Below are 23,016 nucleotides of genomic sequence, written 5' to 3'. Positions count from 1 at the left end.
CGAATGAAAGAAAGTCAGGCTCGATCAGGAAGACGCGGGTTTGGAGTGACCCGCCCCCGAAGCGAGGATTCCGATGAAGTATGACCGTCAGAACGCCAAGGCCCATTCGCGCGCTACGATGCGCGGTATCTGGGCTGCGGCAAACACGCCTTTCAATCAGGACGGATCGATCGATGAAGGCGGCTTTCGCAAGAATGTCGACCACTGGATCAACGATCTGGGCATTGACGGACTTTTCGTCGCGGGAAAGCAGGGCGAATTCTTCTCGATGTCGGTTGACGAGCGCAAGCGCATGTTCGATCTGGCTGTCTCGGCAGTAGGTGACAAGGCACAGACGATCATGTCCTGCTCGGACCAGAACATGGACGTGGTTATCGATCTGGCCAAGCATGCGCAGGCCTGCGGCGCGGACTATATCGTCGTCCATGCACCTGTTCTGCATTTCCTGCGCGCACAGGACGAAACGCTGCTGCGCTACTATGAAACGATTGCCTCGAAGGTGGATATCGGCCTTGCACTCTGGTCGCATCCCGACAGCGGCTATCTCATGAGCCCGGAACTCTGCAATCGTCTGGCCGACATCGAAACGGTCGTCGCGATCAAATATTCGGTTCCGCGCGACATGTATCGCAAGCTCACGGAACTTGCAGGCGACCGCATTCTCGTCTCGACCGCATCGGAAGACGAATGGCTGGATAATATTCTCGAACTGGGCTGGCAGCTTTATCTCTGCTCTTCGCCGCCCTATACGCTGCAGACCAAGTTTGAGCGCCGCATGCGCGATTATACCGATCTGGCCTTTGCGGGCAAAGAGGCCGAGGCGCGCGCCGTCTGGCAGAGCCTTGAGCCTGTCCGCCATGCCTTCAAGTCGACGCGACCGGCTGAAAAGCCCACTTCGCATCAAAAATACTGGCAGGAGCTGCTCGGCCAGGTTGGTGGACCTGTTCGTGCGCCGATGCTTGAGCTGACCGATGCCGAAAAACGCGCAATCCGGGAGGCGTTTGACGGCTGCGGTCTCAAACTGTCCTGATCGAACCGAAAAGGGGAACAAGAATGACAAAACTCAGCGCCTTTAATTTTCAAAAATGGATCGATGAACACAAGCACCTGCTGAAGCCGCCCGTCGGCAATCAGCTGGTGTTCAAGGATGCGGACCTGATGGTCACGGTCGTCGGTGGCCCGAACAAGCGCACCGATTACCACGACGATCCGGTCGAAGAGTTCTTCTACCAGCTCAAGGGCGACATGCTGCTGAAGCTGCATGACACGTCGACGGGCGAATTTTACGATGTGCCGATCCGCGAGGGCGATATCTTCCTTCTGCCAGCGCATATCCGTCATTCGCCGCAGCGCCCGCAGGAAGGCTCCATCGGTCTGGTGATCGAACCGGCCCGTCCTGAAGGCGCACTCGATGCCGTCGAATGGTACTGCTTCGAATGCAGCGGCCTCGTCCATCGCGCCGAAGTGGATCTGGAATCCATCGTCGAGGATCTGCCGCCGCTCTATGCTGCTTTCTACAATGATGAGAAGCTGCGGACCTGCCCACATTGCAACACCGTCCACCCCGGCAAGAACCCGCCGGAAGGTTGGGTTGCGCTCTGATGAGGCATGCCCGGCGGAACTGCCGGGCGCCCATCCATAAAAAGACAAGGGGAAATGAAATGAAAAACAAACTCCTGATGATCGGCCTGCTGGCGGGGCTGACGACTGGTGCTGCCGCTGCCGAACCGGTCAAGATTGGCGTGATTACGACCTTGTCAGGTCCGGGAGGTTATCTCGGTCAGGACGTGCGCGATGGCATGAAGCTCGCTATCGATGCCGAAGGCGGCAAACTCGGCGGTGTGCCGGTTGAACTGAAGGTCGAGGACGATGCCGCCAAGCCTGGTAACGGACGACAGATCGCCGAGCGGTTCATGTCGGAAGACGGCGTCAAGCTTTTTACCGGCATCATCTTCTCGAATGTAGCCGGCGCAACGGTGCCGGATATCATCGACAATGACGGTATTTATATCAGTGCCAACGCAGCGCCGTCGAACATGGCGGGCAAGGGCTGCGATGCGAATTACTTCGTGGTTTCTTGGCAGAATGACTCGCTCCATGAGGCATCGGGCATTGCTGCGGAACAGGAAGGTTTCAAGCGCGCCTTCATTCTTGCGCCGAACTATCAGGCAGGCAAGGATGCGCTGGCAGGCTTCAAGCGCCGGTTCAAGGGCGAAGTTGTCGGTGAAATCTATACCCAGCTCGACCAGACCGACTATTCGGCTGAGATGGCGCAGATTCGCGCCGCAAACCCCGATGTGGTCTTCCAGTTTCATCCGGGCGGCATGGGCATTGCGTTCATGCGCCAATATCAGCAGGCCGGTCTTCTCGGCAAGATTCCGATGGTTCTTTCCGAGCCGTCCAGCGACGCGGTGATCCTCAAATCACTGGGTGACGCTTCGGTCGGAATCATGGCCACCAGCCACTGGAGCCCGGATATGGACAATGCGGCGAGCAAGGAACTCGTGGCAAAGTGGAAGGCCGCTTATCCTGACCGGCCTCTGACCTATTACGGCACGCAAGGCTACGACGTGGCTCGTCTGATTGCTTCTGCCTTGAAGCAGACCGGCGGCGTTGACGATATGGATGCGGTGCGCGAAGCGCTGCGGAAGGCTGACTTCCAGTCGGTACGCGGCAATTTTGCCTTCGGTCCGAACCAGCATCCGTTGCAGGACTGGTATCTCCTTGATGTCGTCAAGGGCGAGGATGGCAACCCGACCACCAAGATCAAGAAGAAGCTGATCGAAAATTACGGTGATTCCTATTCTGCAGAGTGCAAACTCTGACAGCCACCGTCCGGCGCGCGCGAAAGCGCGCGCCACGCTTCTTTTCATTTCTCATGAAGGTCGTTTTCTCCAATGACACTCATCTTCGAGCAGCTTTTGAATGGCCTTCTCTACGGCGTCATGTTGTTCCTTCTGGCGGCAGGGCTGACGCTGATCTTCGGGATCATGGGCGTCATCAATCTCGCTCACGGTTCGCTCTACATGATCGGTGCGTTCATCGGGACCTGGGTGGCGGTGCAGACCGGAAATTTCTGGTTGGGCCTGCCCGCAGCCATTCTGGCCGCGACGATTGCCGGTATCGTGATCGAGCTTGGCATCATGCGAAAGCTCTATCAGCGCGATCATCTGGATCAGGTGCTGGCGACTTTCTCGCTCATTCTGATTTTCAATGAGCTGACGGTGCTGATCTTTGGCCGCCAGCCGATTTTCACGCAATTGCCCGCATCGCTCTCGCAGCCGATAGAGCTGTTTTCAGGCCTGAGCTATCCGCCGTTCCGGCTGCTCATCATTGTGGCTGGCCTGCTGGTCGCTGGCGGTCTTTATCTGCTCATCAACCGCACCCGCATCGGCATGCTGGTCCGTGCAGGGTCGACCAATCGCGACATGGTGCGCGCGCTCGGCGTGGATATCCGCCTGCTCTACACGCTGGTGTTTGCATTGGGCGCTGCCTTTGCGGGCCTGGCCGGTTTCATGACCGGGCCGATCCTTGCCGTTCAGGTCGGCATGGGCGAGCAGATCCTGCTTGCCACCTTCGTGGTCGTGGTTATTGGCGGCGTCGGCTCGATCAAGGGAGCCTTCATCGCGGGAATTTCGCTCGGCATCATCGATACCTGCCTGCGCGCCTTTCTGCCTTCCATTCTGCGCCATTTCATGGCCGGGGCTGAGGCTGACGCTCTGGGTGTCGGGATTGCCTCCATGGGCATCTATCTGCTGATGGCCATTGTTCTTCTGTTCCGCCCGAGAGGCCTCTTTCCGGTGGGAGCCTGAATCATGTCATATCGCTTTTTGTTTGTTCTTCTCGGCTGCGTGGTGCTTGCACTTTTTCCCTTCGGCGCTGAAGCGCTGGGGCAGACGGCTGCATCCAGCCTTGTTGCCCGGATCATGATCTATGCCATCGCCGCGGCCAGCCTTAATCTCATCCTCGGCTATGGCGGGATGGTTTCCTTCGGTCATGCCGCCTTCTTCGGCATTGGCTCCTATGTCGTGGGTATTCTTTATTTTCACCACGCCGAGGAGACTATGCTTTTCGGCTTCATTCCGGGCTCCGACCAGTTTCTGATCACCGTTCCGGCGGCGATGCTGGTGGCGGGTCTTGCCGCGCTGGTCATCGGTGCGCTGGCGCTGCGCACTTCCGGCGTGCAGTTCATCATGATTACGCTCGCCTTTGCCCAGATGCTGTTCTTCCTCTTCGTTTCGCTCAAAACCTATGGCGGCGAAGACGGTATCATCGTGCGCCGGGCAAATGATCTTTTCGGCCTCAGCCTGCGTGACAAGACGACGATGTATTATGTCATCCTCGTTTCGATGATCCTGTATTTCGGTTTCCTCTGGCGGGTTGTGCATTCGTCCTATGGCGCGGTGCTTTCCGGCATTCGCCAGAGCGAGCGGCGCATGACAGCCATGGGGATCGAAACCTATCGCTACAAGCTTTACGGCTTTGTCCTTGCCGGAATGGGCGCTGGTCTGGCTGGCGCGCTTCTCACCATCTTCATGCGTTTTGCAAGCCCGGACACGCTGCACTGGACCAAATCGGGTGAGTTGATGGTGATGGTCATTCTGGGCGGGGTCGGCACGTTCTTCGGGCCTATCTGGGGAGCGGCTGCGTTCCTGATCCTGCAGACCTATCTCGCCTCCTGGACGGAACATTGGCAGCTTGCCATGGGTATCATTCTGCTCGTTGTGGTTTTGGGAACCAAGGGCGGTATTGTCGGTGGCTGGCGCGCGCTTTGCCGTCCGTTTCGCAAAGACCGCAAGGTGGAGGTGCCAGCATGACTGCAATATTGCAGGTCCGCGATCTGGTGAAGCGCTTTGCTGGTCTGGTCGCGACGGATCATGTGACGCTCGACGTTACGGAAGGGCATATCCATGCCCTGATCGGCCCGAACGGCGCCGGCAAGTCCACACTCATCAACCAGCTTTGCGGTGAGCTGACGCCCACATCGGGGACGATCAGCCTGATGGGAGAGGATATTACCAAACTGCCTGCCGCCACACGTGTCGGACGCGGATTGGGACGCACATTCCAGATATCGACGCTTTTGAACGATATGAGCGTGCGCCAGAACATCGCGATGGCGGTGCAGGCGCGTGAGGGGCATAATTTCCGGATTCTCGACAGTCTGAAAGGCCGCAGCGCCATCTGGCGTGAAGTTGATGCAATCCTTGCCGGAAGCCGTCTGGCCAATCACCCGGAGAAGCTTGCAGGCGATCTGTCGAGTGGTGGGCGCAAGCAACTGGAACTGCTGATGGCGCTGGCCGGAAAGCCGAAGCTTCTGCTCCTCGATGAACCGATGGCTGGTCTCGGCCATGTCGAAAGCCAGGAAATGATTGAGCTTTTGCAGGGGCTGCGCGGCAAGGTTTCGATGCTCCTCGTCGAGCACGACATGGAGGCGGTGTTTGCGCTTGCTGACCGCATATCGGTGCTGGTCTATGGCCGTGTCATCCTCACAGGTACGGTGGAAGACATAAGGGCGAGCGAAGCTGTGCGGGAAGCCTATCTCGGCGGGGAGGAGGAACTGTGCTGAAAATCGAAGGACTTCAGGCGGCCTATGGCCATTCTCAGGTATTGTTCGACGTCTCGCTGGAAGTGAATGAGGGGGAACTGGTCACGCTCATGGGCCGCAATGGCATGGGCAAGACCACCACCATACGCACATTGATGGGTCTGCTCGCTCCAAAAGGGGGACAGGTCCAGATCGCGGGGCGCGATACGACCAGCTACAGCCCGGAAAAAGTCGCGCGCCTGGGGGTCGGTCTTGTGCCGGAGGGACGGCAGATTTTCCCAACATTGACCGTGCGTGAAAATCTGGTCGCAACCGCATCGAACCGCTGCAAGCGGCAGTCACCGTGGGATCTCGGCAAGATATATGCGCTTTTCCCGCGTATGCAGGAGCGGGCGGATCAGACGGCGGGCACGCTTTCAGGCGGCGAACAGCAGATGCTGGCTATCGGTCGTGCATTGATGACCAACCCGCATCTTCTGATCCTCGATGAAGCGACGGAAGGGCTTGCTCCGGTCATCCGCACGGAAATCTGGCACTGCATCATGCAATTGCGCGAAATGGGCCAGTCGATCCTCCTGATCGACAAGAATATCGCGGTTTTGAAGAAGTTGGCGGACCGCCATTATATTGTCGAGAAAGGCCGAACGGTCTGGCGCGGGACGAGTGCCGATCTCGAACGCGACCGTGAGCAGGTGCATGCTTATGTCGGTATCTGAGACAATCGCCCTCGTTGGATGGGGCGCTATCGGCAAGCGGGTTGCGGGCCTTCTCGCCGAACGAAATAGTGCCGTAAGGATCGGCGCGGTGGCGGTGCGTGACCGGGCGGCATTCCGTGACGGACTGCCTGCCGGTGCCGTGCTCATCGAAAATCCTGCCGAGCTTGCTACCACCGGCGCAAGTCTTGTGGTGGAGGCGGCAGGTCGCCCCAGTGTCTTGCCGTGGGGCGAGGCGGCGCTTTCCGCTGGAATGGATTTTGCGGTTTCATCAACATCGGCTTTCGTTGACGATGCCCTGTTTCAAAGGCTGAAGGATGCGGCTGGGGCCAGCGGCGCGAAGCTTATTATTCCACCCGGTGCGCTCGGCGGCATCGACGCGCTTTCGGCTGCAAGCCGGCTTTCGATTGAAAATGTCGAGCATCGCATCATCAAGCCCGCAAAAGCATGGGCGGGCACGCAGGCCGCCCAACTGGTGCGGCTTGACGAAATCAGTGAGGCCACGGTCTTCTTCACGGATACGGCCCGCAAGGCTGCGGATGCCTTTCCGCAAAATGCCAATGTTGCGGTGATTACGTCACTCGCGGGGATTGGTCTTGATCGTACCCGCGTCACATTGGTTGCGGACCCGGCAGCGCGCCTCAACACGCATGAGATCATTGCCGAAGGCGATTTCGGTCGGATGCATCTGCGTTTTGAAAACGGCCCGCTTGCGACCAATCCTAAATCGTCCGAAATGACCGCGCTCAACCTTGTGCGCGCGATTGAGAACCGTGTCGCCACGACGGTTATCTGACACACTCGCTTAACGAAAAGCCCCGCAGTAGCGGGGCTTCTTCTATTCGTAAGTCTTATTCCGCATCCATCTTGCATTGTGCGGCATAGATATCGCCATGCGCGGTCAGGACTTTCTTCTCGGTCTTCAGATAGGGCTTGCCGTTGGCACCTTCGGCCACGCCGAGCGCATACCAATCCTGAACGGGATGCTGGTTCGGCCCGAGTTTGAATTCTCCGCGCACGGAAGGAATTTGTGCGGAAAGCAACGCCTTGCGGAATGTCTTGGCATCGATGTCGTCACCCGAGACGCCAGCAAGTCCGGCCCCCATCATCAGCGCAGCATCATAGCCTTGTGCGGCATAATAGGTGATCGGGCGATCCCCGAATTTCGCTTTCCAGGCCGCAACGAATTTCTTGTTTTCCGCATTGTCGAAATCGTCGTTCCAGTGGCTGGTCACCCGCACGCCATCGGCTGCCTTTCCGACAACATTCACGATCACCTGATCGAGCGATGCAGGATGAACGACCATCGGGATTTCTTTCAGCAGACCTGACTGCTGATATTGCTGCAGAAACGCAATGCCCATACCGCCCGGTTCGAATTCATAGACCATCGCTGGCTTTGCAGCACGGATCTGCGCGATTTCAGCGGCAAAATCGGTCTGGTCCATCTGGGTATAGACTTCGCCGACGATCTTGCCCTTGTAGAAGCGCTTGAACGCATCCATCGTCTCGCGCCCGGCCTGATAATTCGGCGCGATCAGGAATGCCGAAGGATAATCCATTGATTGCGCCAGCGCGCCAGCGCTTTCTCCCTGGCTGTCATCCTGCCAGGAGCTGACGAAATAGTTGGGGTGGCATTCCTTGCCTGCAAATTCGGCAGAGGCGGTGTTGGGGCTGATATAGATGCCGCCTTCGTCGAGAATATCCGGCAGAGCCGCACCGGCGACATTGGCGAAGACCATGCCGGTAAAGAGTTTTACGCCCTGTTCGGACAACATGGCTTCGGCAATTTGCTTGGCATTGCCCGGCTTGAGGCCGTCATCCTCGACCTTGAGCGCAACCGGCTTGCCTCCCAGTTCACCGCCATTCTGATCAATTGCGAGCTGGAAACCGTCCCGAATGTCCTGCCCGAGATAACCGGCAGGGCCGGACAAGGTGGTGATCATGCCGATGGTGACGGGTTCCTTGGCGAAGGCCGCGACAGTCCCGGCCAGAGATAGACAGAGTGCCGAAGCACCAAGCAGTGAAAGCTTGAGCATGAAAGTTCCTCTCTTGATTGCCCTTCACGACCTTTTCTCTGTCCCGCGCTTGAAAACGCTGTTTCGGACAGGAGGTCTTGCCGGTCATTTCATGCTGAAACTTGAAGTCCGTAAACTGAACACTCTTCGCACTGCTATGAGGCTCAGGAATATCAGAAGGGTGCGTTGAGGATGGGAGGGGCCTGTCTTCAACCTGCCTTAACCTGTTCGGGCAATTTCCCGAAGCACCTGAATGAACAGGTCTGCCGTGGCCGACCGGTTGCTTTCAGGAAGCGTGGTGATCCCAAGAAAGCCGGAGGTTGCGCCAAGCTGAACCGGCAGGATGGCAAGCTGTCCCGACGCTTCTTCAATCCGCGCCACCTGCGCGGGCATGACGCAAATATAGTCTGCCTGCAAAAGCAGTCCCTTGTTGATGAGCGGCGAGACGGATTCAACGGATTGTGCAGGCGGCGGAACGCCTTCCTCGCGGAATGTGCGGTCAATCTGAAGGCGGAGATTGGTTTCCTTGGGCGGCAAGATCCAGTCCCATTCAATCAGATCATGAAGGCGAAGTGCGGGGCGCAGCGTCAATGGATGGTCGCGGCGCACGACGACGACGGCATTATCCGGAATCAGGACCTCTTGTACGAGATTGACCGGTTCGTGCCGCTCGGAAAGGCGGCCTATCACCATGTCCAGCTCACCCGCCCGCAATGCTGGCATCAGGACATCATCCGTTCCCGTCACGACCTTGACCACGATACGGCGATTGTCGCGCCGGACTTTGGCGATGGCTCTGGGAAGCAGATCGGCAGATGCAGAAAGCAGGGTTCCGATGGCCAGCCGTCCGCCAGTGCCGTCGCGCAGATCGGCAAGATTTTGTTCGGCCACCATCAGATGGGCCAGGAGACGTCTTGCATCCGTGGTCAGTTGCATGCCCGCATGGGTCGGGACAACGCCCCTGTTGGTGCGCGTGAAAAGCCGCAATCCGGTCAGGGCTTCGATTTCCTGCAACGCCTTGGTGACTGCGGATTGGGTAACGTTCAACCGGTCGGCTGCGCGCGCGATGCTGCGCTCCTCTTCGATCGCATCGATGATGCGGATATACCGGATCGTCAGATGATTGGTGAGCAATGCCATATCGCCTCCTCAAGGATATGTCTGCCCACAGATATTCTATTTCCTCATATCTGTCGCGGTCAGAATTCACTTTCCTTTGTCGGCAGGACTTGGAAATCTCTTTCCGAAATGGGTTGAGGAGAATTGGAATGACGAAACGTCACGCGGAGATCGCTGGCGCAGGCATTGCGGGGCTGGCTTCTGCTACAGCGCTCGCCCAACGCGGATGGAGCGTAAGGGTGCACGAGCGCTCGCCCAATCTGCGCACTTTCGGCGCCGGGATTTATATCTGGAGCAATGGCCTGCATGTGCTCAAGGCCCTCGGCGCTTACGACGAGGCCGTGATCGGCGCTCATGAGGGACCGGAGTTCCATACGCGCGATCACCGCAACGAAACGATGGAAGAGATTCCAATCAATGGCAATGGACCAGCGCGCCTTATAACGATCCTGCGTGAAACATTGCTGACGGCATTGCTCAATGCTGCGCGTCGCGCGGGCGTTGAAGTCGTCACCGGCGCGGAAGCTGTCGGCGCAACGCCCGAGGGTGAATTGCTGCTGGCCGATGGCAAGCGCCTTGCTGCCGATCTGGTCATCGGGGCGGATGGCATCAATTCCAAGGTTCGGGATTCGCTTGATCTCATGATGTACCGAAAGCCGCTTGGCTACGGTGCCGTGCGCATGATGATAAAGCGTGATAGCGCAGACGCTCCCGTTGAAGATCTGCCGCGCTATATCGAGCATTTCTCCGGCTCGCGCCGTATTCTTTACACGCCCGCCAGCGAGACTGATCTCTACATCGCGCTCTGTGCATCGGTTGAAGACGAGGCGGCCTATCGCACACCGGTCGATACCGCGCTCTGGACCGAAAGCTTCCCGCATCTTGCATCTTTGATCGCTCGTTTCGGTGATGCGGGGCGGTGGGACGCATTCGAAGTCCTGAAGCTGAAATCATGGAGCAAGGGCCGGGTGGCAATCCTCGGCGATGGTGCCCATGCGATGCCACCTTATCTCGGACAAGGCGGTGGTTGCGCTCTGATGAATGCGCTCGGACTGGCGGTTGCGCTGGACGAACATGCGGATGTAAGCGAAGCGCTGGCAGCCTGGGAGGCGCGTGAACGCCCGCTGACCGAACACACGCAGGATACTGCGGAGCGGCTGGGCGACATGAATTACTGGCCCGACGATGTGCGCTCGCAAGTGCTGAAAATTACCGGGAAATGCGCTCCGCTTGGTGCGGAACGCATGAAGACCGCTTTGCATATTCCAACAGGCGCAGCCTGAAACGCCGGATGATGGAGATTTCCATGAACTCGATGAAAATTGGCAACAATGTATTTTCCTGGGATGAAACCGGAAGCGGCCCGGCCATTGTGCTGCTTTCTGGATGGTGCCAGGATCACCGCCTGTTCAAGACACTCGTGCCGGAACTGGCGAAAGATCATCGCGTCATCCGCTTCGACTGGCGCGGTCACGGCGACCATCGCGACCATGACGGCGATTTCGACATCAACCAGCAAGCCGACGATCTTGTCGCTTTCGTCGACGTGCTGGAGCTTGAGACCTTTCTTCCCGTCTCGACCTCTCATGGCGGCTGGGCAAATATCGAAGTCACCGACCGGCTGGGATCAAGCCGCGTGCCGAAATCGGTTGTTATCGACTGGATCATGAACCAGCCGAATGAAACCTTCTTCGAACTGATCGACGGTATTCAGGACCGGCAGGTCTGGGAGAATGGTCGTTCTGGTTTCTTCGACTACTGGATCGGCGACACGAAGAATGCCGATATCGTCAATCACGTGAACAACGAGATGGCGGGCTATTCCTATGAAATGTGGGCGCGCTCGGGGCGGGAAATCGGCAAAGCCTATCGCAAATGGGGCAGCCCCATGCAGCGCATGGCGGCCATGGCCGAAAACCGTCCGGTCACCCATATCTATTCGCAGCCATTCGAGCCGGAATATACGCAGGCACAGGTGGATTTTGCGGCGCGCAATCCGTGGTTCCAGCCTCGGAAGCTGCCCGGAACGACCCATTTCCCGACGCTTGAACAGCCTGCGAATGTGGCTAACGTCATCAGCGTGTTCAACGCATGATAACGCTCACTGAAGAAGCAGGTTTCGACCCTGCCCGACTTGATCGCGATTACAATGCCAAGGCCACGGTTTCACCGGAAGCCTTTGCCGCCGAAATGGTGCGCTATCGTGAGGCAAGTATTGCGCCCCGGGCTGATTGGGGCCAGCATTTCGACGTGGTCTATGACGAAGAAAGCGGACAGCGGATCGATATTTTCGGCCCGCCTTCCCTGAGTGGACCGTGTCCAGTCTTCGTGTTTGTTCACGGCGGTTACTGGCGCGCTCTGTCCAAGGAAGATTCTGCCATGATGGCGGGAATGCTCGCGGCCGAAGGCATTGCAACCGTTGTCGTCGATTATCGTCTGGCGCCGGAAGTCACCCTTGCGGAAATTACGCGGGAGGTGCGCGCGGCACTTGCCTTCGTCTGGCACCACGGACGGGAATATGGTCTCGATCCCGACCGGATAGCGGTCGGGGGAAGTTCGGCGGGCGGTCATCTTGCCGGAGCGCTTCTTGCGGAAGGCTGGCAGCACGATTTCGGTTTGCCGTCGGATGTTGTGAAGTTTGCCATGCCGGTCAGCGGGCTTTTCGAGCTTGCGCCACTGGCGGCGACTTTCCCGCAGGAGTGGCTGAATCTCGGTGCCGCTGATGTCGATGAACTCAGCCCGATCCGTCACATTCCCGTGCGGGGCTGTCCGATTACGGTGGCATGGGCAGAGCATGAGGCAGACGGCTTCGAGCGTCAGTCGCTTGCCTATGCTGAAAGGTGGACTGCAGCAGGCGGAGAGGCGAAGACCATCAAGGTCGCTAACCGGAACCATTACAATATTCTGATGGATTGGTGCTCGCGCGAAACCGAGATGTCGCAGGCTCTGCTAACCGGTATTCGCAACATCGGTTAGCACTACAGTTGCATTCTTCGTGATGCCGGGCTGCAAAGAGCGTTTTGTCTGCATTCCGGTGCTCACGTACTTTTAAGTACGCTTCGCTCCGGTACTCGAAAATCACTCTTTTCGCCACGGCCTGACGAATTTGCAACTGTAGTGTTAGAGCGCATCCCGAAAAGTGTGAAAAGGCTTTCGGAAAAGATGCGCGGTTCAAAGCAAAAATTTGGAGCGCCGATCTGATTCGATCGGATCGGTACTCTGATCGGCTTTCCAAAAGAAATTGCACGGCCGCGTAGCGATGGGCGGCTGGTGGTTTCGTGCGGGCAAAACTTGCCAGCTTTTGTGTTAACTTATGCGATTATCCTCATGGATATATGGTTTTAAGATGAATTGTCGCATGAATTAAAACATCCCATTCTGACTGTAACGATGATCAGGGCGTGGCCCGAATTTTTAGATTGCAGAGGCTTTCTGATGCAAAAATCCGACGTGCAGCTTTTCATAGGCGGTGAATGGCGCAAGACTGCCAATACGCTTCCCATTATCAATCCAGCCGACGAGACCGAAATCGGGCAGGTTGCGGTCGCGGAGCGCGAGGATCTGGAGGCAGCCCTTCAGGCTGCGTGGGACGGCTATCAGGTCTGGCGCAACACTGCGCCTGCGGACCGTGCCGCGATCATCATGAAAGCATCGGCGCTCATGCGCGAACGGCAGGAAGAGATCGCACGCGCGATCACGCTGGAAAACGGGAAGCCGATCAGCGAAGCCCGGCTTGAGGTCATTCGCGGCTGTGAATTCTTCGAATGGGATGCTGGCGAGTGCATTCGTTTCTATGGCCGCGTCATTCCGAGCGCGCCCGGCATTCGCTACATCGTCGTGCACGAGCCTATTGGTCCGGTCGCAGCATTTGCACCGTGGAATTTCCCGATGAGCCAGCCAGCACGCAAGATTGCAGGCGCCTTGGCTGCCGGTTGCTCCATTATCCTGAAAGCTTCCGAGGAAACACCGACGGCGGTAACGCATATTGCACGCGCATTCGAGGATGCAGGACTGCCAGCCGGTGTGCTGAACCTGGTCTTCGGCGTTCCTGCCGATATTTCGCAGTTCCTCATCCCGCGCCCCGAAATCCGGGCGATTGCATTCACCGGATCAACTGCCGTCGGCAAACATCTGACCGAAATCGCTGCGCGCCATATGAAACCGGCTCTGATGGAACTTGGCGGCCACGCCCCCGTCATCGTTTGCGAGGATGCAGATCCGGTCGTCGCGGGTATCGCCTCGGCGCGTCGCAAATACCGTAATTCGGGTCAGGTCTGCACCTCGCCGACACGCTTCTTCGTTCATGAAAGCCATTATGAACGTTTTACTGCGGCCTTCATCGAAACGGCGCAATCGATCCGTGTAGGCAACGGCATGGATGAGGGCGTCCAGATGGGGCCTGTTGCCAATGATCGCCGCGTTATGGCGCTGGAAGAGCTGGTCAGCGATGCAGAGGCGAAAGGTGCGAAACTGCTTTTCGGTGGTCGTCGCCTGAAGAACAATGGCTATTTCTTCCCGCCAACGGCCTTGGCTGAATTGCCGGACGATGCCCGCGCGATGTCGGAGGAGCCGTTCGGTCCGCTGGCGCTCATCAATCCCGTTGCATCTCTCGATGCGGCCATTGAAAAGGCGAATTCGCTTCCGTTCGGTCTGGCGGCATATGGTTTTGCCAATTCTGCGGAAAATGTGGATCGTCTGATGACGGGGCTGGAAGCTGGAAACGTCTCGATCAATACGCTTGAAGCTTCGGTTGCCGAAACCCCGTTCGGCGGCGTCAAGGATAGCGGACTTGGCCGCGAAGGCGGTGCCGAAGGACTGCATCATTATACGGTTGTGAAAAACGTCTCGCACCGTCTGGTGAACAGCCTGTAGGTGACTTTATTTCAACGCTTCTCAGACCCGTCGCCGTCGATTACGGTGGCGGGTTGATCTGTGTCAGCGGGATGTTAGGGCCAGCGTGCGGATGGCTTCCAGGTGAGCCTGCATGGCGTGGTGAGCACGGTCGCTTTGCCGTGCCTCGATTGCATCGACGATTGCCAGATGCATCGCGCTTTGCTCGGTCGCATATTCGCGTTTACGGGCCTCCCGAAAGATCGCATCATGTCTGCGCTGCCATGTCGAACGTCCCCGGACCGAGGCGAGCGAAGTGAAGATCGCGGCCAGCAGCGCATTTCCGCTCGCGCGCGCAACCGCCTTGTGGAAGGCATCGTCCAGGCGTTCATATTCCCGCCAGTCACGAGCCGTACCCGTCGCCAGCGCAAGCTTGCGCAAGGAGGCGAGGTCATCTTGCGTGGCATATTGGGCCGCCGCTGCGGCAAGGGCTGGCTCATAGACCAGCCTTGCATCCATGAGGTCCTGAGCGGATGCGGATTCGATGATCCGGTCCAGGGGCCGTTCGATGTTCGAGGCGGGCGGGCCCATGAAGGTGCCCTTGCCCTGATGACGCCAAACCAGGCCTTCGATCTCAAGCTGCCGTAGCACCTTGCGCGTCGTTTCGCGGCTGCAGCCGAGTGTCGTCGACAAAGCCCGCTCGGGCGGGATCTTATCCTGCGGGCCGAAGTTCTTTTCCGCGAGCAGCTTCCGCATGCGTTGCATCGCTTCGGTGGTCGGCATGCGATCTGTCATCCGGCGGCGCTCCATACCAATTTGTAGACCAATTGCGCAGAGACCTATCCCCCATGCAACGGTCGGTCAAGTTGACGAATGGCCGACGAACCAATGGTGGATGAATAGATGCGCCTTGATCCTTTTTTGATTTTGATGATTGCCGCGGTTGTTCTGGCAACTCTCTTTCCTGCGACTGGCAATGCAGCAGACGTTGTCAGTATGCTGGGAACTATCGGCGTTGCCCTACTGTTTTTCGGCCATGGAGCGGCCCTGTCTCACAAGGCGATCATTTCGGGTTTGAAGCAATGGCAATTGCATGGGTTTATTTTTGCGACGACATTCATCGTTTTTCCGTTGATCGTGCAGCCTTTGCGGCTCGTTCCCGAAAGCATCCTGCCGTCTGATCTGGTCCTTGGCTTCATCTATCTGGGCGTTCTGCCTTCGGCAATTTCTAGCTCTATTGCCTATACCGCCATGGCCAGGGGCAACGTACCTGCTGCGGTTTGCAATTCGGCCGGGTCGAATGTCTTCGGATTGTTGCTGACGCCGCTTCTGATGACGATTTTCATGCGTTCATCCGGGTCTATCGATTTGGGGCAGGCTTTGCGCGATGTGGTGATTGAATTGCTGCTGCCGTTCGGTCTGGGACAAGCCTGCCATCGTTGGCTTGGGTCATTCCTTTCGACGCGCAAGCACTGGCTGGAGAATTACGATCAGTCCGTGATTGTGCTGATCATATATTCGGCTTTCTCTCAATCGGTCACCGCGGGGCTCTGGCAGGTCTTGCCGCCCTCCGGGCTCATTATGGCAATTGTGCTTTGCGTTGTTCTTCTGGCGGGCGTGATTGGCTTTACGATGCTTGGTTCGCGCTGGCTGGGCTTTACCCGTGAAGATGAGATCGCGGCTGTGTTCTGTGGGTCCAAGAAGAGCCTGGCATCCGGGCTTCCACTTGCGCAGGTCCTGTTCGCTGGTCTGCCAGGCTTCGGCATGATCGTGTTACCCATCATGCTCTATAACCAGATTCAGATTCTGGTGGGCGCTGTTCTGGCGCGCCGCTATGCGATGCGGCTTTCCACAATCGACACCGCCACGCAGACGGGTTGAGCATGGCAAAAGACGAGATGGTACAAGATGGGCCAGCAGAATGGCTGCGCCCATTGGACAGGCAGCCGCTCGTGATCCAGGTTGCGGAAAGCGTGCGGCTTGCGATCCTTGAAGGGCGATGGAGCAGAGGCGAGCGCCTGCCAAACGAGGCTGATCTGGCCGATGATCTCAAGGTTTCTCGTGCCACCTTGAGAGAGGCAATCGGCATGTTGGTTTTTGCCGGAATTGTCGTGCGCAGACATGGATCGGGCACTTTTGTCAGGGACGAAGAGCGGTTCTGACGGCCCCTAGAGCATTTCCAATGATTCAATCAAAACAGAAAATGCTCTAGGAGCCGAGGACATCGATGACACTGGCAAGCTGCATGTCATGTTCGCCAGCCTCCATGGTGAGCCGGAGGACTTCAGACACGGTCGCAGCAGCACCGCGCGCTGCCTCGACCAGCGTGTTTCCTTGCGTAAGTTTGGCGGTCAGAAGGCCTGTGAAAAGATCACCGGTCCCGACCGGAACGATCGGCAGGCGCGGTGAGGTCAGCCGCGTGCAGGTTTCGTGGTCGAAGACAATATTTTCGAGCAAGCCGTCTGGCGTGTCCGCCAGATTGCAACCTGTCACGACCAGCCTTGCACCGCGAAGCGCCTGCACCTGAGCGGCTGCCGTCTCAAGCGCAGGCCAGGACATCACTTCGGTACGCGTAATAAGGCCCAGCTCGAATTGGTTGGGGGTCAACAGATCGGCCAGCGGAACGAGCCGGTCGATGATACATTCCACCACCTGATCGGCGACGAAAATGCCCAGATTCATATCGCCCATCACCGGGTCGCAAATGTATTTGATGTCCGGATTGATCATGCGCGCGCGTTCGACAAACGCGGCGACAACATTCCCGTTTGCCTGAGAGCCGAGATAGCCGGAAACGATATAGCGGCTTGTTTCAATCAGTCCGCGTTCTTCCACGCCGCGCAGGAGGTCGCCGACGAGCTCGGATTCGAGAACGCGCCCGCGCATGGTTTCGAAATGCGGGTTATTTGACAGCAAAGTCGTCGGAACCGCAGCGACATTCAACCCATGGGCCTGCATGGGCAGAACCGCAGCGCTGTTGCCGACATGCCCGTGCACGACCTGGCTCTGGATTGAAATGATGGAGGTGGTCATTCCCTTGATTTCTGTCGTCATTTCGCGGCTCCTTCGCTCATGCTCAGTTCGGCCCGTTCACGGCGGGGCAGGCGACCGTTGAGAACGATATAGGCAACAAGTCCGATTATCAGCCCCCAGAACGCGCCGCCGATACCGAAGAGATTGATATTCGCGGCGGACGCCAGAAAGGTGATCAGCGCTGCCTCGCGATGCGTGGGGTCAGACATTGCGCCAGCCAGACTGCTGCCTATCGTCCCCAGCAGGGCCAGACCTGCGAGTGTTGTGATAAAGCTTGCCGGAAAGGCCATGAAGACAGCGGCGAGCGTCACACCGAATATGCCGACGAGAATGTAGAACACGCCCGCCGCAATACCGGCGATCCAGCGCTTGGATGGATCCTCGTGTGCTTCGGGTCCGGTCGCGATTGCCGCCGTGATTGCTGCAATGTTGAAAGCATGCGATCCCAAGGGGGCCATGATGAGCGAACCGAGACCAGTTGCGGTGACAATTGGATTGGCGCTGGTCTTGAAGCCGTCATTGCGTAGAACCAGCATCCCCGGCATGTACTGCCCCGTCAATGTGATGAGGAACAATGGCAGCGCGACGGACAGCAGGGCATTGAGAGAAAATTCGGGCATGGTGAAAACCGGAGCTGCAAATTCCAGCCGCAGTCCAGACAGGTCGAGCCGGTTTTGCAGAAGCAGAAAAGCCAGCCCGAGCACGAGAATGCCGACGACAGCATAGCGAGCGGATAGCCGTTTCAAAACGACATAGGCAACAATCAGCAGTCCGACCAGCAATGGATCAATAGTGGCGCCGCCGAAGGCTCCGATTCCGAATTGCAGAAGGATGCCAGCAAGCAGGCCTGCAGCAATGCCCGGTGGTATCAGCTTGATGACTTTCTCGAAATAGCCCGACACACCGAGGATAATGAAGGCGAAAGCCGAAATCATGTAGGCTCCGATCGCCTCGGCATAGGATGTGGTGGCAAGCGCTGTGACAAGAAAGGCAGCGGCTGGGGTCGACCAGGCGGTAATGATCGGCTCGCGATAGTGCCAGCTAAGGTAAAGACCGGTCAGGCCGACGCCGATGGAAACTGACCAGACCCAGGAGGCCGTCAGTTCCGGGCTCAGTCCCGCGACCTTTGCAGCCTGAAAAACAAGAATGAATGTGCCGCCATAGTTGACGATGACGGAGATCAGCCCGGCCACGATTGGATGGGTGAGATCGTTTAGGCGGATTTTTGAAGTTGATGCACGGGATGAAACCATTCTGGTAAACCTCCTGGGAATCGAGGCGCATGGCCGACAAGATGTCTTGACAATTAGTCGTTTAATGGCCTGATATTCCCATCCATTTTGCCATTTAGGACCAGACCATTTGTTCAAGCATTCCCAACTTGAATCTGTGAAGGCGTGGATTGCCCATCCCGCCCATGCGGTCATGCCTCTCCACGCCCGCATTCAACGATCAATCAGGCAATTGATCGTTGATGGAGCCCTTGGACCGGGAAAGGCGCTTCCGGCTTCGCGTGGTCTCGCCAAATCGCTGGGCGTGTCCCGCGACACGATTGAGGCGGCCTATGCGCAGCTGCATGCGGAGGGCTTCATCGACCGCAGGGTGGGCAGCGGCAGCTTTGTGGCGCAGATAACGGAATTCACGCCTGGACACAGCGTGTCCCAGCGCGATGCGCTTTTGCGCAATCAGGCGCCCAATCTGAGCAAGCGCGGCGCGATCATGTTTCGTAGCGGGGGTGTGCGCGAGCTGCTGGCGCCACGGCCTTTCGCTCATGGTGTTCCCGAAACCCGAAACTTCCCGCTTCCGCTGTGGGAGCGTCTGGAGCGGCAGGTGTTGAAGGAAATCGGTACGCAGGCCTTGCTCCATGGCCATCCGCAGGGAACCGAGCCCTTGCGACGCGCCGTCGCCGAATACATGAACCTGGAACGCGGCGGCCGTGCGACGCCGGACAGGGTGCTGATCCTGACCAGCTCGCAACAGGCGCTGACTTTATGCGCAAACATGCTGTTCGATCCCGGTGACCGCCTCTTCATCGAGGACCCGGCCTATTACGGTGCACGCAAGGCGTTCGACGCTGCAGGTCTCGAATCTGTCCCGGTCGGTGTGGATGATCAGGGCATTGTGATTGAGCGGATGGTAAGCGAAACGAACAAGGCCAAGGCGGTGTTTCTCACGCCTTCGCACCAGTTCCCAACTGGTGCGACCCTGTCGCTGGATCGCCGTCTGGCACTGATCGAATGGGCCGCCCGCCAGCAGGCATGGATTATCGAGGATGATTATGACAGCGAGTTTCACTACGCTGGCAAACCGACGGCCTGCGTGCAGGGCCTCGACCGGCATGACCGGACAATCTATATCGGCACTTTCACCAAATCACTCTTTCCGGGCCTGCGTATCGGCTACATGGTCTTGCCGCCGCAACTGGTCAGACCGATGACCGTTGCCCGCACCCTGCTCGACGGACATTCCGCACCGATCGCGCAGTTGACGCTTGCCCGGTTCATGGAGGGCGGGCATTTTGGCGCCCATGTCCGGGCCATGCGCGGCATTTATGCTGAACGACGCGATCTACTGGCCGGACTGATCGAAAAACATCTGGCGGATTTTGTAGAGCCACAAGTACCTGCCGGAGGGTTGCAAATGTCTTGCCTGCTCGCCGGCGCTCTATCGGAGCGTAATGCTGTTGCTGCCGCCCAACGTGTCGGCATTAAACTCCTCGGCCTGTCCGGGCTTTACGCCGCCGGGGATGGAAGAGCCGGTTTCCTGATGGGATTTGCGGCCTATACGCCAACAGAAATCGAAAGCGCGGTCAAAAAACTGGCAGGGGCTTTTCAAGCGGCTGTGAAACCATAATTTTCCAGCAGACACCGCATTTGCCAGCCTCGTGAAACTCCAATAACCTCAGAAGACTTAATAATATTATGATTATCAGTTGGTGCGATATTCTGTCTGAACAGCGACTGATACCGGGATGCAATTTATGAACCTCCACACCAGAAGCATCCGATCTGCGGCGCTCCCGATCCTCATGTGGTTGCTGTTCAATATTCTGGCGATAGGTGGCCTTGTCGTCTATCAGCGTGCCGCGTTGTTGTCCGAACTTCAGGCCGCCAGCTTTACATTGCACCGTGAGGCTTCACAACGTGCTGACCAGCACGATGCCCATTTGACGGCGCTTTCGACGATTGCTCAATCCAAGGCGCGAACGGCCGATCTCTCGCAGGACGATGTTTTCGTCGAAGTAGCGGCAACGATCACGCGTTTCTATCCGCGCATAGATGAGATTCAATTGGTGCCGATGGAGCCAACTGTCCCAGTGACTGGCACCAGAAAACTGGAACCGGAACTGGCCGACGCCATACGGGCGGTGGCTCGCTCATCCCGTGGCGTTCCCGAACTGTTGGCACCGGCAGAACGGCCCGGACATTATTTGATCGTAAAACGCAGCCCGAATACGGATAATCCGCATGACGGCCTGGCGCTCGCGATCAATGCTGGCAGCCTGATTACCTCGGACGACGCATTCTGGAGCCGTGAAGGCGTTGCCCGACGCCTCGTCATGCCCGACGGAACTGTTCTGTTCAGTAGCCCGGCCTCGTTCGGCGAAGCGCGCTTTTCCAAGAAACTGGGCAGTGCCACACAGCCGCTTCTTTTCCAGACGGCTCTCGCCATGGGGTGGACCGATCTGTTGCCATTCGACCAGTTGATTGCGATTCTCACCCTCACGAATCTGCTGTTCTTCGGCGGGCTGGTTATTGTTCGCCAGACACAACGCACACGCCATGCGGAACGTCGGGCGGAGCTGAGCGGCCTTGATGCCCGGCTGGCTCACGCTTCGCGTGTCAACACGATGGGCGAAATGGCAAGCGGCATGGCGCATGAACTGACACAGCCCCTAACGGCAATTCTCGCTGGCGCGCAGGCGGGCCGCCGCTTGTTGGTCCGCAACAATACGGAGGCTCTCGCTGGAGCGCTGGATGATATGGTGGATCAGGCGCGCCGTGCATCGGCCATTCTGGATCGGCTGCGCAACTGGTCTCGTCCGCAGCGGCGACAGACGGCGCCTGCCGATTTGCGCCTGTCGCTTCAAAACGTCCAGACCTTGCTGGCTTCGGAAGCTGTCCGGCAGAATGTCAAAGTTGAGCTTGTGATGCCGGAAACACCTTTGATGGCTGCAGTTGATCCGGTGGAAATGGAGCAGGTGATGTTCAACCTCCTGCGCAACGCGATTGAATCTTTTCATGACGACGATCAGGACCGGCGGGTAAATGCATCCCTGAAAGCTGACGGATCGGTCGCCATTCTGGAAATTGCGGACAATGGCCCCGGTGTTGCCCCTGAACTCTTGCCGCGCCTCTTTACCCCCTTTACCACAAGCCGTCCGGAAGGAACCGGTCTCGGTCTTGCGCTCAGCCAGCGACTGGTGGAGCGTTTTGGCGGCGAGATTTCCTATATTCCACAGGAGCGCGGCGCGCTGTTTCGCGTTGTGCTCCCAATTGCTGAAGATGCGGGAAGTTAAGAGGATGGTTCAGCCGGTCTATCTCGTTGATGACGATGAAGCAGTACGAAAGTCGCTTGGCCTTCTTTTGTCGACCATAGACATCGAGGTCAGAAGTTTTGCCGATCCTTCTGCATTTCTGGCCCAACTGCCACGGTTGAAACCGGGATGTATGATTTTTGATATCCGCATGCCGGTCATGACGGGTCTGAAACTTCAGGAGCTGTTAGCCGGACAGGAAATCGACTGGCCGGTGATCATCATCTCTGGCCATGGCGATATCGAAGCCTGCCGTCGCGCCTTTCGAAATGGCGCGGTGGATTATCTTTCCAAGCCAGTCGATGAGCAGGATTTGATCGATGCAATCCAGAAGGCGCAGCAATTGCTTGAACACAGGCTGGGGAGCAAGGCGCTGAGAGCCGAAACGCTGGCACTGCTGGATACGCTGACAACACGTGAACGCGAGGTTCTTGACCGTATCGCGCAAGGATTTACCACCCGGCAAATTGCCGATGGTCTTGAACTGTCGCCGCGCACGATTGACAGCCACCGTGCGGCCATCGGCGCGAAACTGGGCACAACCTCGCAAGCAGAAATGACCCGTTTGTGGCTGGAGGGCCAGCCAAATCCGTAGAACTACCGATAAGATCGTAAATGCTACGGATTTCGCTGGATGCTGGCGGCAACTAAATGTTCCTCATCACAACCGAGGAACGACCATGATCCGTAAACTTGCAATAATCGCCCTGTCGATGGCTCCGGCTACCGCTTTCGCTCAAACGCTTCCCACCACGCCTTATCTGCCGCTTAATCTCGCAACGAAGGCTGCACAGGCTGCGCTGGATGCCTGCGTTGCCAAGGGCAATAATGTGAGCGTCGCAGTCGTGGCCCGCGATGGATCGACCAAGGTTCTGCTCAAGGCCGACCTTTCCGGCCCGCATACCGGCAATAGCGCTGAAGGAAAGGCGTTCACGTCGGCAGCTCTGGGGCGCGATTCCGGTGAACTTGCAGAGTTTATCGCGTCGAAGCCAGCCAATAATGGCATGCGGGATATGGATTCTCGCTTCGTCATTCAGGCGGGCGGACTGCCAATCAAGATCGGCGACGCGCTGGTCGGTGGCATCGGCGTCGGCGGTGCACCATCAGGTGCAACCGATGCGGAATGTGCTCTGGCCGGTCTTCAGGCTATCGAAGCAAAATAAGAACGAACAAGCGGGGCTGGACATTGTTCAGCCCCCGTCTCTTTGCGCGTCCTTA

23 protein-coding genes are annotated in these 23,016 nt (G+C 57.8%); 18 read left to right on the top strand and 5 right to left on the bottom strand.

Features of this window, described 5'->3' with window-relative positions; translation table 11 throughout:
• Positions 1–73 precede the first annotated feature (73 nt).
• From F9K94_RS06520 to F9K94_RS06485, 8 genes are all read left to right on the top strand, one after another.
• Entirely contained in the window at positions 74–1,030 is a 957-nt protein-coding gene (locus F9K94_RS06520) for a dihydrodipicolinate synthase family protein (protein ID WP_151644360.1), read from the top strand.
• A 23-nt stretch (positions 1,031–1,053) separates the two neighbouring features.
• Positions 1,054–1,602, top strand: a complete 549-nt coding sequence (locus tag F9K94_RS06515; protein ID WP_061347555.1) for a 3-hydroxyanthranilate 3,4-dioxygenase — start codon at positions 1,054–1,056, stop codon at positions 1,600–1,602.
• A 59-nt stretch (positions 1,603–1,661) separates the two neighbouring features.
• Complete coding sequence (locus F9K94_RS06510; RefSeq protein ID WP_061347556.1) at positions 1,662–2,825, top strand: ABC transporter substrate-binding protein; 1,164 nt, start codon at positions 1,662–1,664, stop codon at positions 2,823–2,825.
• Between the two features lie 72 nt (positions 2,826–2,897).
• Positions 2,898–3,812: a branched-chain amino acid ABC transporter permease gene (locus tag F9K94_RS06505; protein WP_061347557.1), complete on the top strand. Its 915-nt coding sequence runs from the start codon at positions 2,898–2,900 to the stop codon at positions 3,810–3,812.
• A 3-nt stretch (positions 3,813–3,815) separates the two neighbouring features.
• Positions 3,816–4,817 (top strand): branched-chain amino acid ABC transporter permease, encoded by a 1,002-nt coding sequence (locus tag F9K94_RS06500; protein WP_151644358.1) that lies wholly within the window; start codon positions 3,816–3,818, stop codon positions 4,815–4,817.
• Positions 4,814–5,569: an ABC transporter ATP-binding protein gene (locus F9K94_RS06495; protein WP_061347559.1), complete on the top strand. Its 756-nt coding sequence runs from the start codon at positions 4,814–4,816 to the stop codon at positions 5,567–5,569. Before F9K94_RS06500 ends, F9K94_RS06495 begins: the two co-directional genes overlap by 4 nt.
• Complete coding sequence (locus F9K94_RS06490) at positions 5,563–6,264, top strand: ABC transporter ATP-binding protein (RefSeq protein ID WP_151557434.1); 702 nt, start codon at positions 5,563–5,565, stop codon at positions 6,262–6,264. The genes F9K94_RS06495 and F9K94_RS06490 overlap by 7 nt, the downstream gene beginning before the upstream one ends.
• A complete protein-coding gene (locus F9K94_RS06485) occupies positions 6,251–7,057 on the top strand; it encodes an aspartate dehydrogenase (RefSeq protein ID WP_151644356.1) in 807 nt (268 codons plus the stop codon). The genes F9K94_RS06490 and F9K94_RS06485 overlap by 14 nt, the downstream gene beginning before the upstream one ends.
• Positions 7,058–7,112: 55 nt before the next feature.
• Here the strand turns inward: F9K94_RS06485 and F9K94_RS06480 are convergent, their stop codons facing one another.
• Positions 7,113–8,300, bottom strand: coding sequence for an ABC transporter substrate-binding protein (locus F9K94_RS06480; RefSeq protein WP_151644354.1), 1,188 nt, complete (start codon positions 8,298–8,300; stop codon positions 7,113–7,115).
• A gap of 198 nt (positions 8,301–8,498) precedes the next feature.
• Positions 8,499–9,419, bottom strand: a complete 921-nt coding sequence (locus F9K94_RS06475; protein ID WP_151557429.1) for a LysR substrate-binding domain-containing protein — start codon at positions 9,417–9,419, stop codon at positions 8,499–8,501.
• 128 nt (positions 9,420–9,547) lie between these two features.
• Between F9K94_RS06475 and F9K94_RS06470 the strand changes: the two genes are divergently transcribed.
• The 4 genes from F9K94_RS06470 to F9K94_RS06455 all read left to right on the top strand — a co-directional run bounded on the left by F9K94_RS06470 (position 9,548) and on the right by F9K94_RS06455 (position 14,270).
• Positions 9,548–10,681, top strand: coding sequence for an FAD-dependent oxidoreductase (locus F9K94_RS06470; RefSeq protein ID WP_010660600.1), 1,134 nt, complete (start codon positions 9,548–9,550; stop codon positions 10,679–10,681).
• A 23-nt stretch (positions 10,682–10,704) separates the two neighbouring features.
• Positions 10,705–11,493, top strand: coding sequence for an alpha/beta hydrolase (locus F9K94_RS06465; RefSeq protein WP_151644352.1), 789 nt, complete (start codon positions 10,705–10,707; stop codon positions 11,491–11,493).
• Positions 11,490–12,374 carry an alpha/beta hydrolase gene (locus F9K94_RS06460; protein ID WP_151644350.1) on the top strand — a complete coding sequence of 295 codons (885 nt, stop codon included), beginning with the start codon at positions 11,490–11,492 and terminating at the stop codon, positions 12,372–12,374. Before F9K94_RS06465 ends, F9K94_RS06460 begins: the two co-directional genes overlap by 4 nt.
• A gap of 459 nt (positions 12,375–12,833) precedes the next feature.
• Positions 12,834–14,270, top strand: a complete 1,437-nt coding sequence (locus F9K94_RS06455) for an NAD-dependent succinate-semialdehyde dehydrogenase (RefSeq protein ID WP_061347567.1) — start codon at positions 12,834–12,836, stop codon at positions 14,268–14,270.
• A 63-nt stretch (positions 14,271–14,333) separates the two neighbouring features.
• On the opposite strand, the gene F9K94_RS06450 is transcribed toward F9K94_RS06455, so the two are convergent.
• Positions 14,334–15,023, bottom strand: coding sequence for a FadR/GntR family transcriptional regulator (locus F9K94_RS06450; RefSeq protein ID WP_151644348.1), 690 nt, complete (start codon positions 15,021–15,023; stop codon positions 14,334–14,336).
• 108 nt (positions 15,024–15,131) lie between these two features.
• On the opposite strand from F9K94_RS06450, the gene F9K94_RS06445 reads away from it, so the two are divergent.
• Both F9K94_RS06445 and F9K94_RS06440 read left to right on the top strand, forming a co-directional pair.
• Positions 15,132–16,109, top strand: a complete 978-nt coding sequence (locus tag F9K94_RS06445; RefSeq protein ID WP_151644346.1) for a bile acid:sodium symporter family protein — start codon at positions 15,132–15,134, stop codon at positions 16,107–16,109.
• A 2-nt stretch (positions 16,110–16,111) separates the two neighbouring features.
• Positions 16,112–16,390 (top strand): GntR family transcriptional regulator, encoded by a 279-nt coding sequence (locus tag F9K94_RS06440; protein WP_061347570.1) that lies wholly within the window; start codon positions 16,112–16,114, stop codon positions 16,388–16,390.
• Between the two features lie 46 nt (positions 16,391–16,436).
• Here the strand turns inward: F9K94_RS06440 and pdxY are convergent, their stop codons facing one another.
• On the bottom strand, positions 16,437–17,282 hold the full coding sequence (pdxY, locus tag F9K94_RS06435) for a pyridoxal kinase (RefSeq protein ID WP_151644344.1): 846 nt from the start codon (positions 17,280–17,282) through the stop codon (positions 16,437–16,439).
• Complete coding sequence (locus F9K94_RS06430; RefSeq protein WP_151644342.1) at positions 17,279–18,514, bottom strand: benzoate/H(+) symporter BenE family transporter; 1,236 nt, start codon at positions 18,512–18,514, stop codon at positions 17,279–17,281. The genes pdxY and F9K94_RS06430 overlap by 4 nt, the downstream gene beginning before the upstream one ends.
• A gap of 109 nt (positions 18,515–18,623) precedes the next feature.
• On the opposite strand from F9K94_RS06430, the gene pdxR reads away from it, so the two are divergent.
• From pdxR to F9K94_RS06410, 4 genes are all read left to right on the top strand, one after another.
• Positions 18,624–20,114 (top strand): MocR-like pyridoxine biosynthesis transcription factor PdxR, encoded by a 1,491-nt coding sequence (gene pdxR / locus F9K94_RS06425; RefSeq protein ID WP_151644340.1) that lies wholly within the window; start codon positions 18,624–18,626, stop codon positions 20,112–20,114.
• A 127-nt stretch (positions 20,115–20,241) separates the two neighbouring features.
• A complete protein-coding gene (locus F9K94_RS06420) occupies positions 20,242–21,780 on the top strand; it encodes a sensor histidine kinase (protein ID WP_151644339.1) in 1,539 nt (512 codons plus the stop codon).
• Between the two features lie 4 nt (positions 21,781–21,784).
• On the top strand, positions 21,785–22,393 hold the full coding sequence (locus F9K94_RS06415) for a response regulator transcription factor (protein WP_151558495.1): 609 nt from the start codon (positions 21,785–21,787) through the stop codon (positions 22,391–22,393).
• Positions 22,394–22,478: 85 nt separating this feature from the next.
• On the top strand, positions 22,479–22,961 hold the full coding sequence (locus F9K94_RS06410; protein ID WP_061347576.1) for a GlcG/HbpS family heme-binding protein: 483 nt from the start codon (positions 22,479–22,481) through the stop codon (positions 22,959–22,961).
• Positions 22,962–23,016 lie beyond the last annotated feature (55 nt).

Source organism: Brucella tritici, from assembly GCF_008932285.1.
Classification (GTDB): Bacteria; Pseudomonadota; Alphaproteobacteria; order Rhizobiales; family Rhizobiaceae; genus Brucella; species Brucella tritici.
The sequence above is the reverse complement of the archived record's forward strand: the minus strand, read 5'-3'. Positions and strand labels throughout refer to the sequence as shown.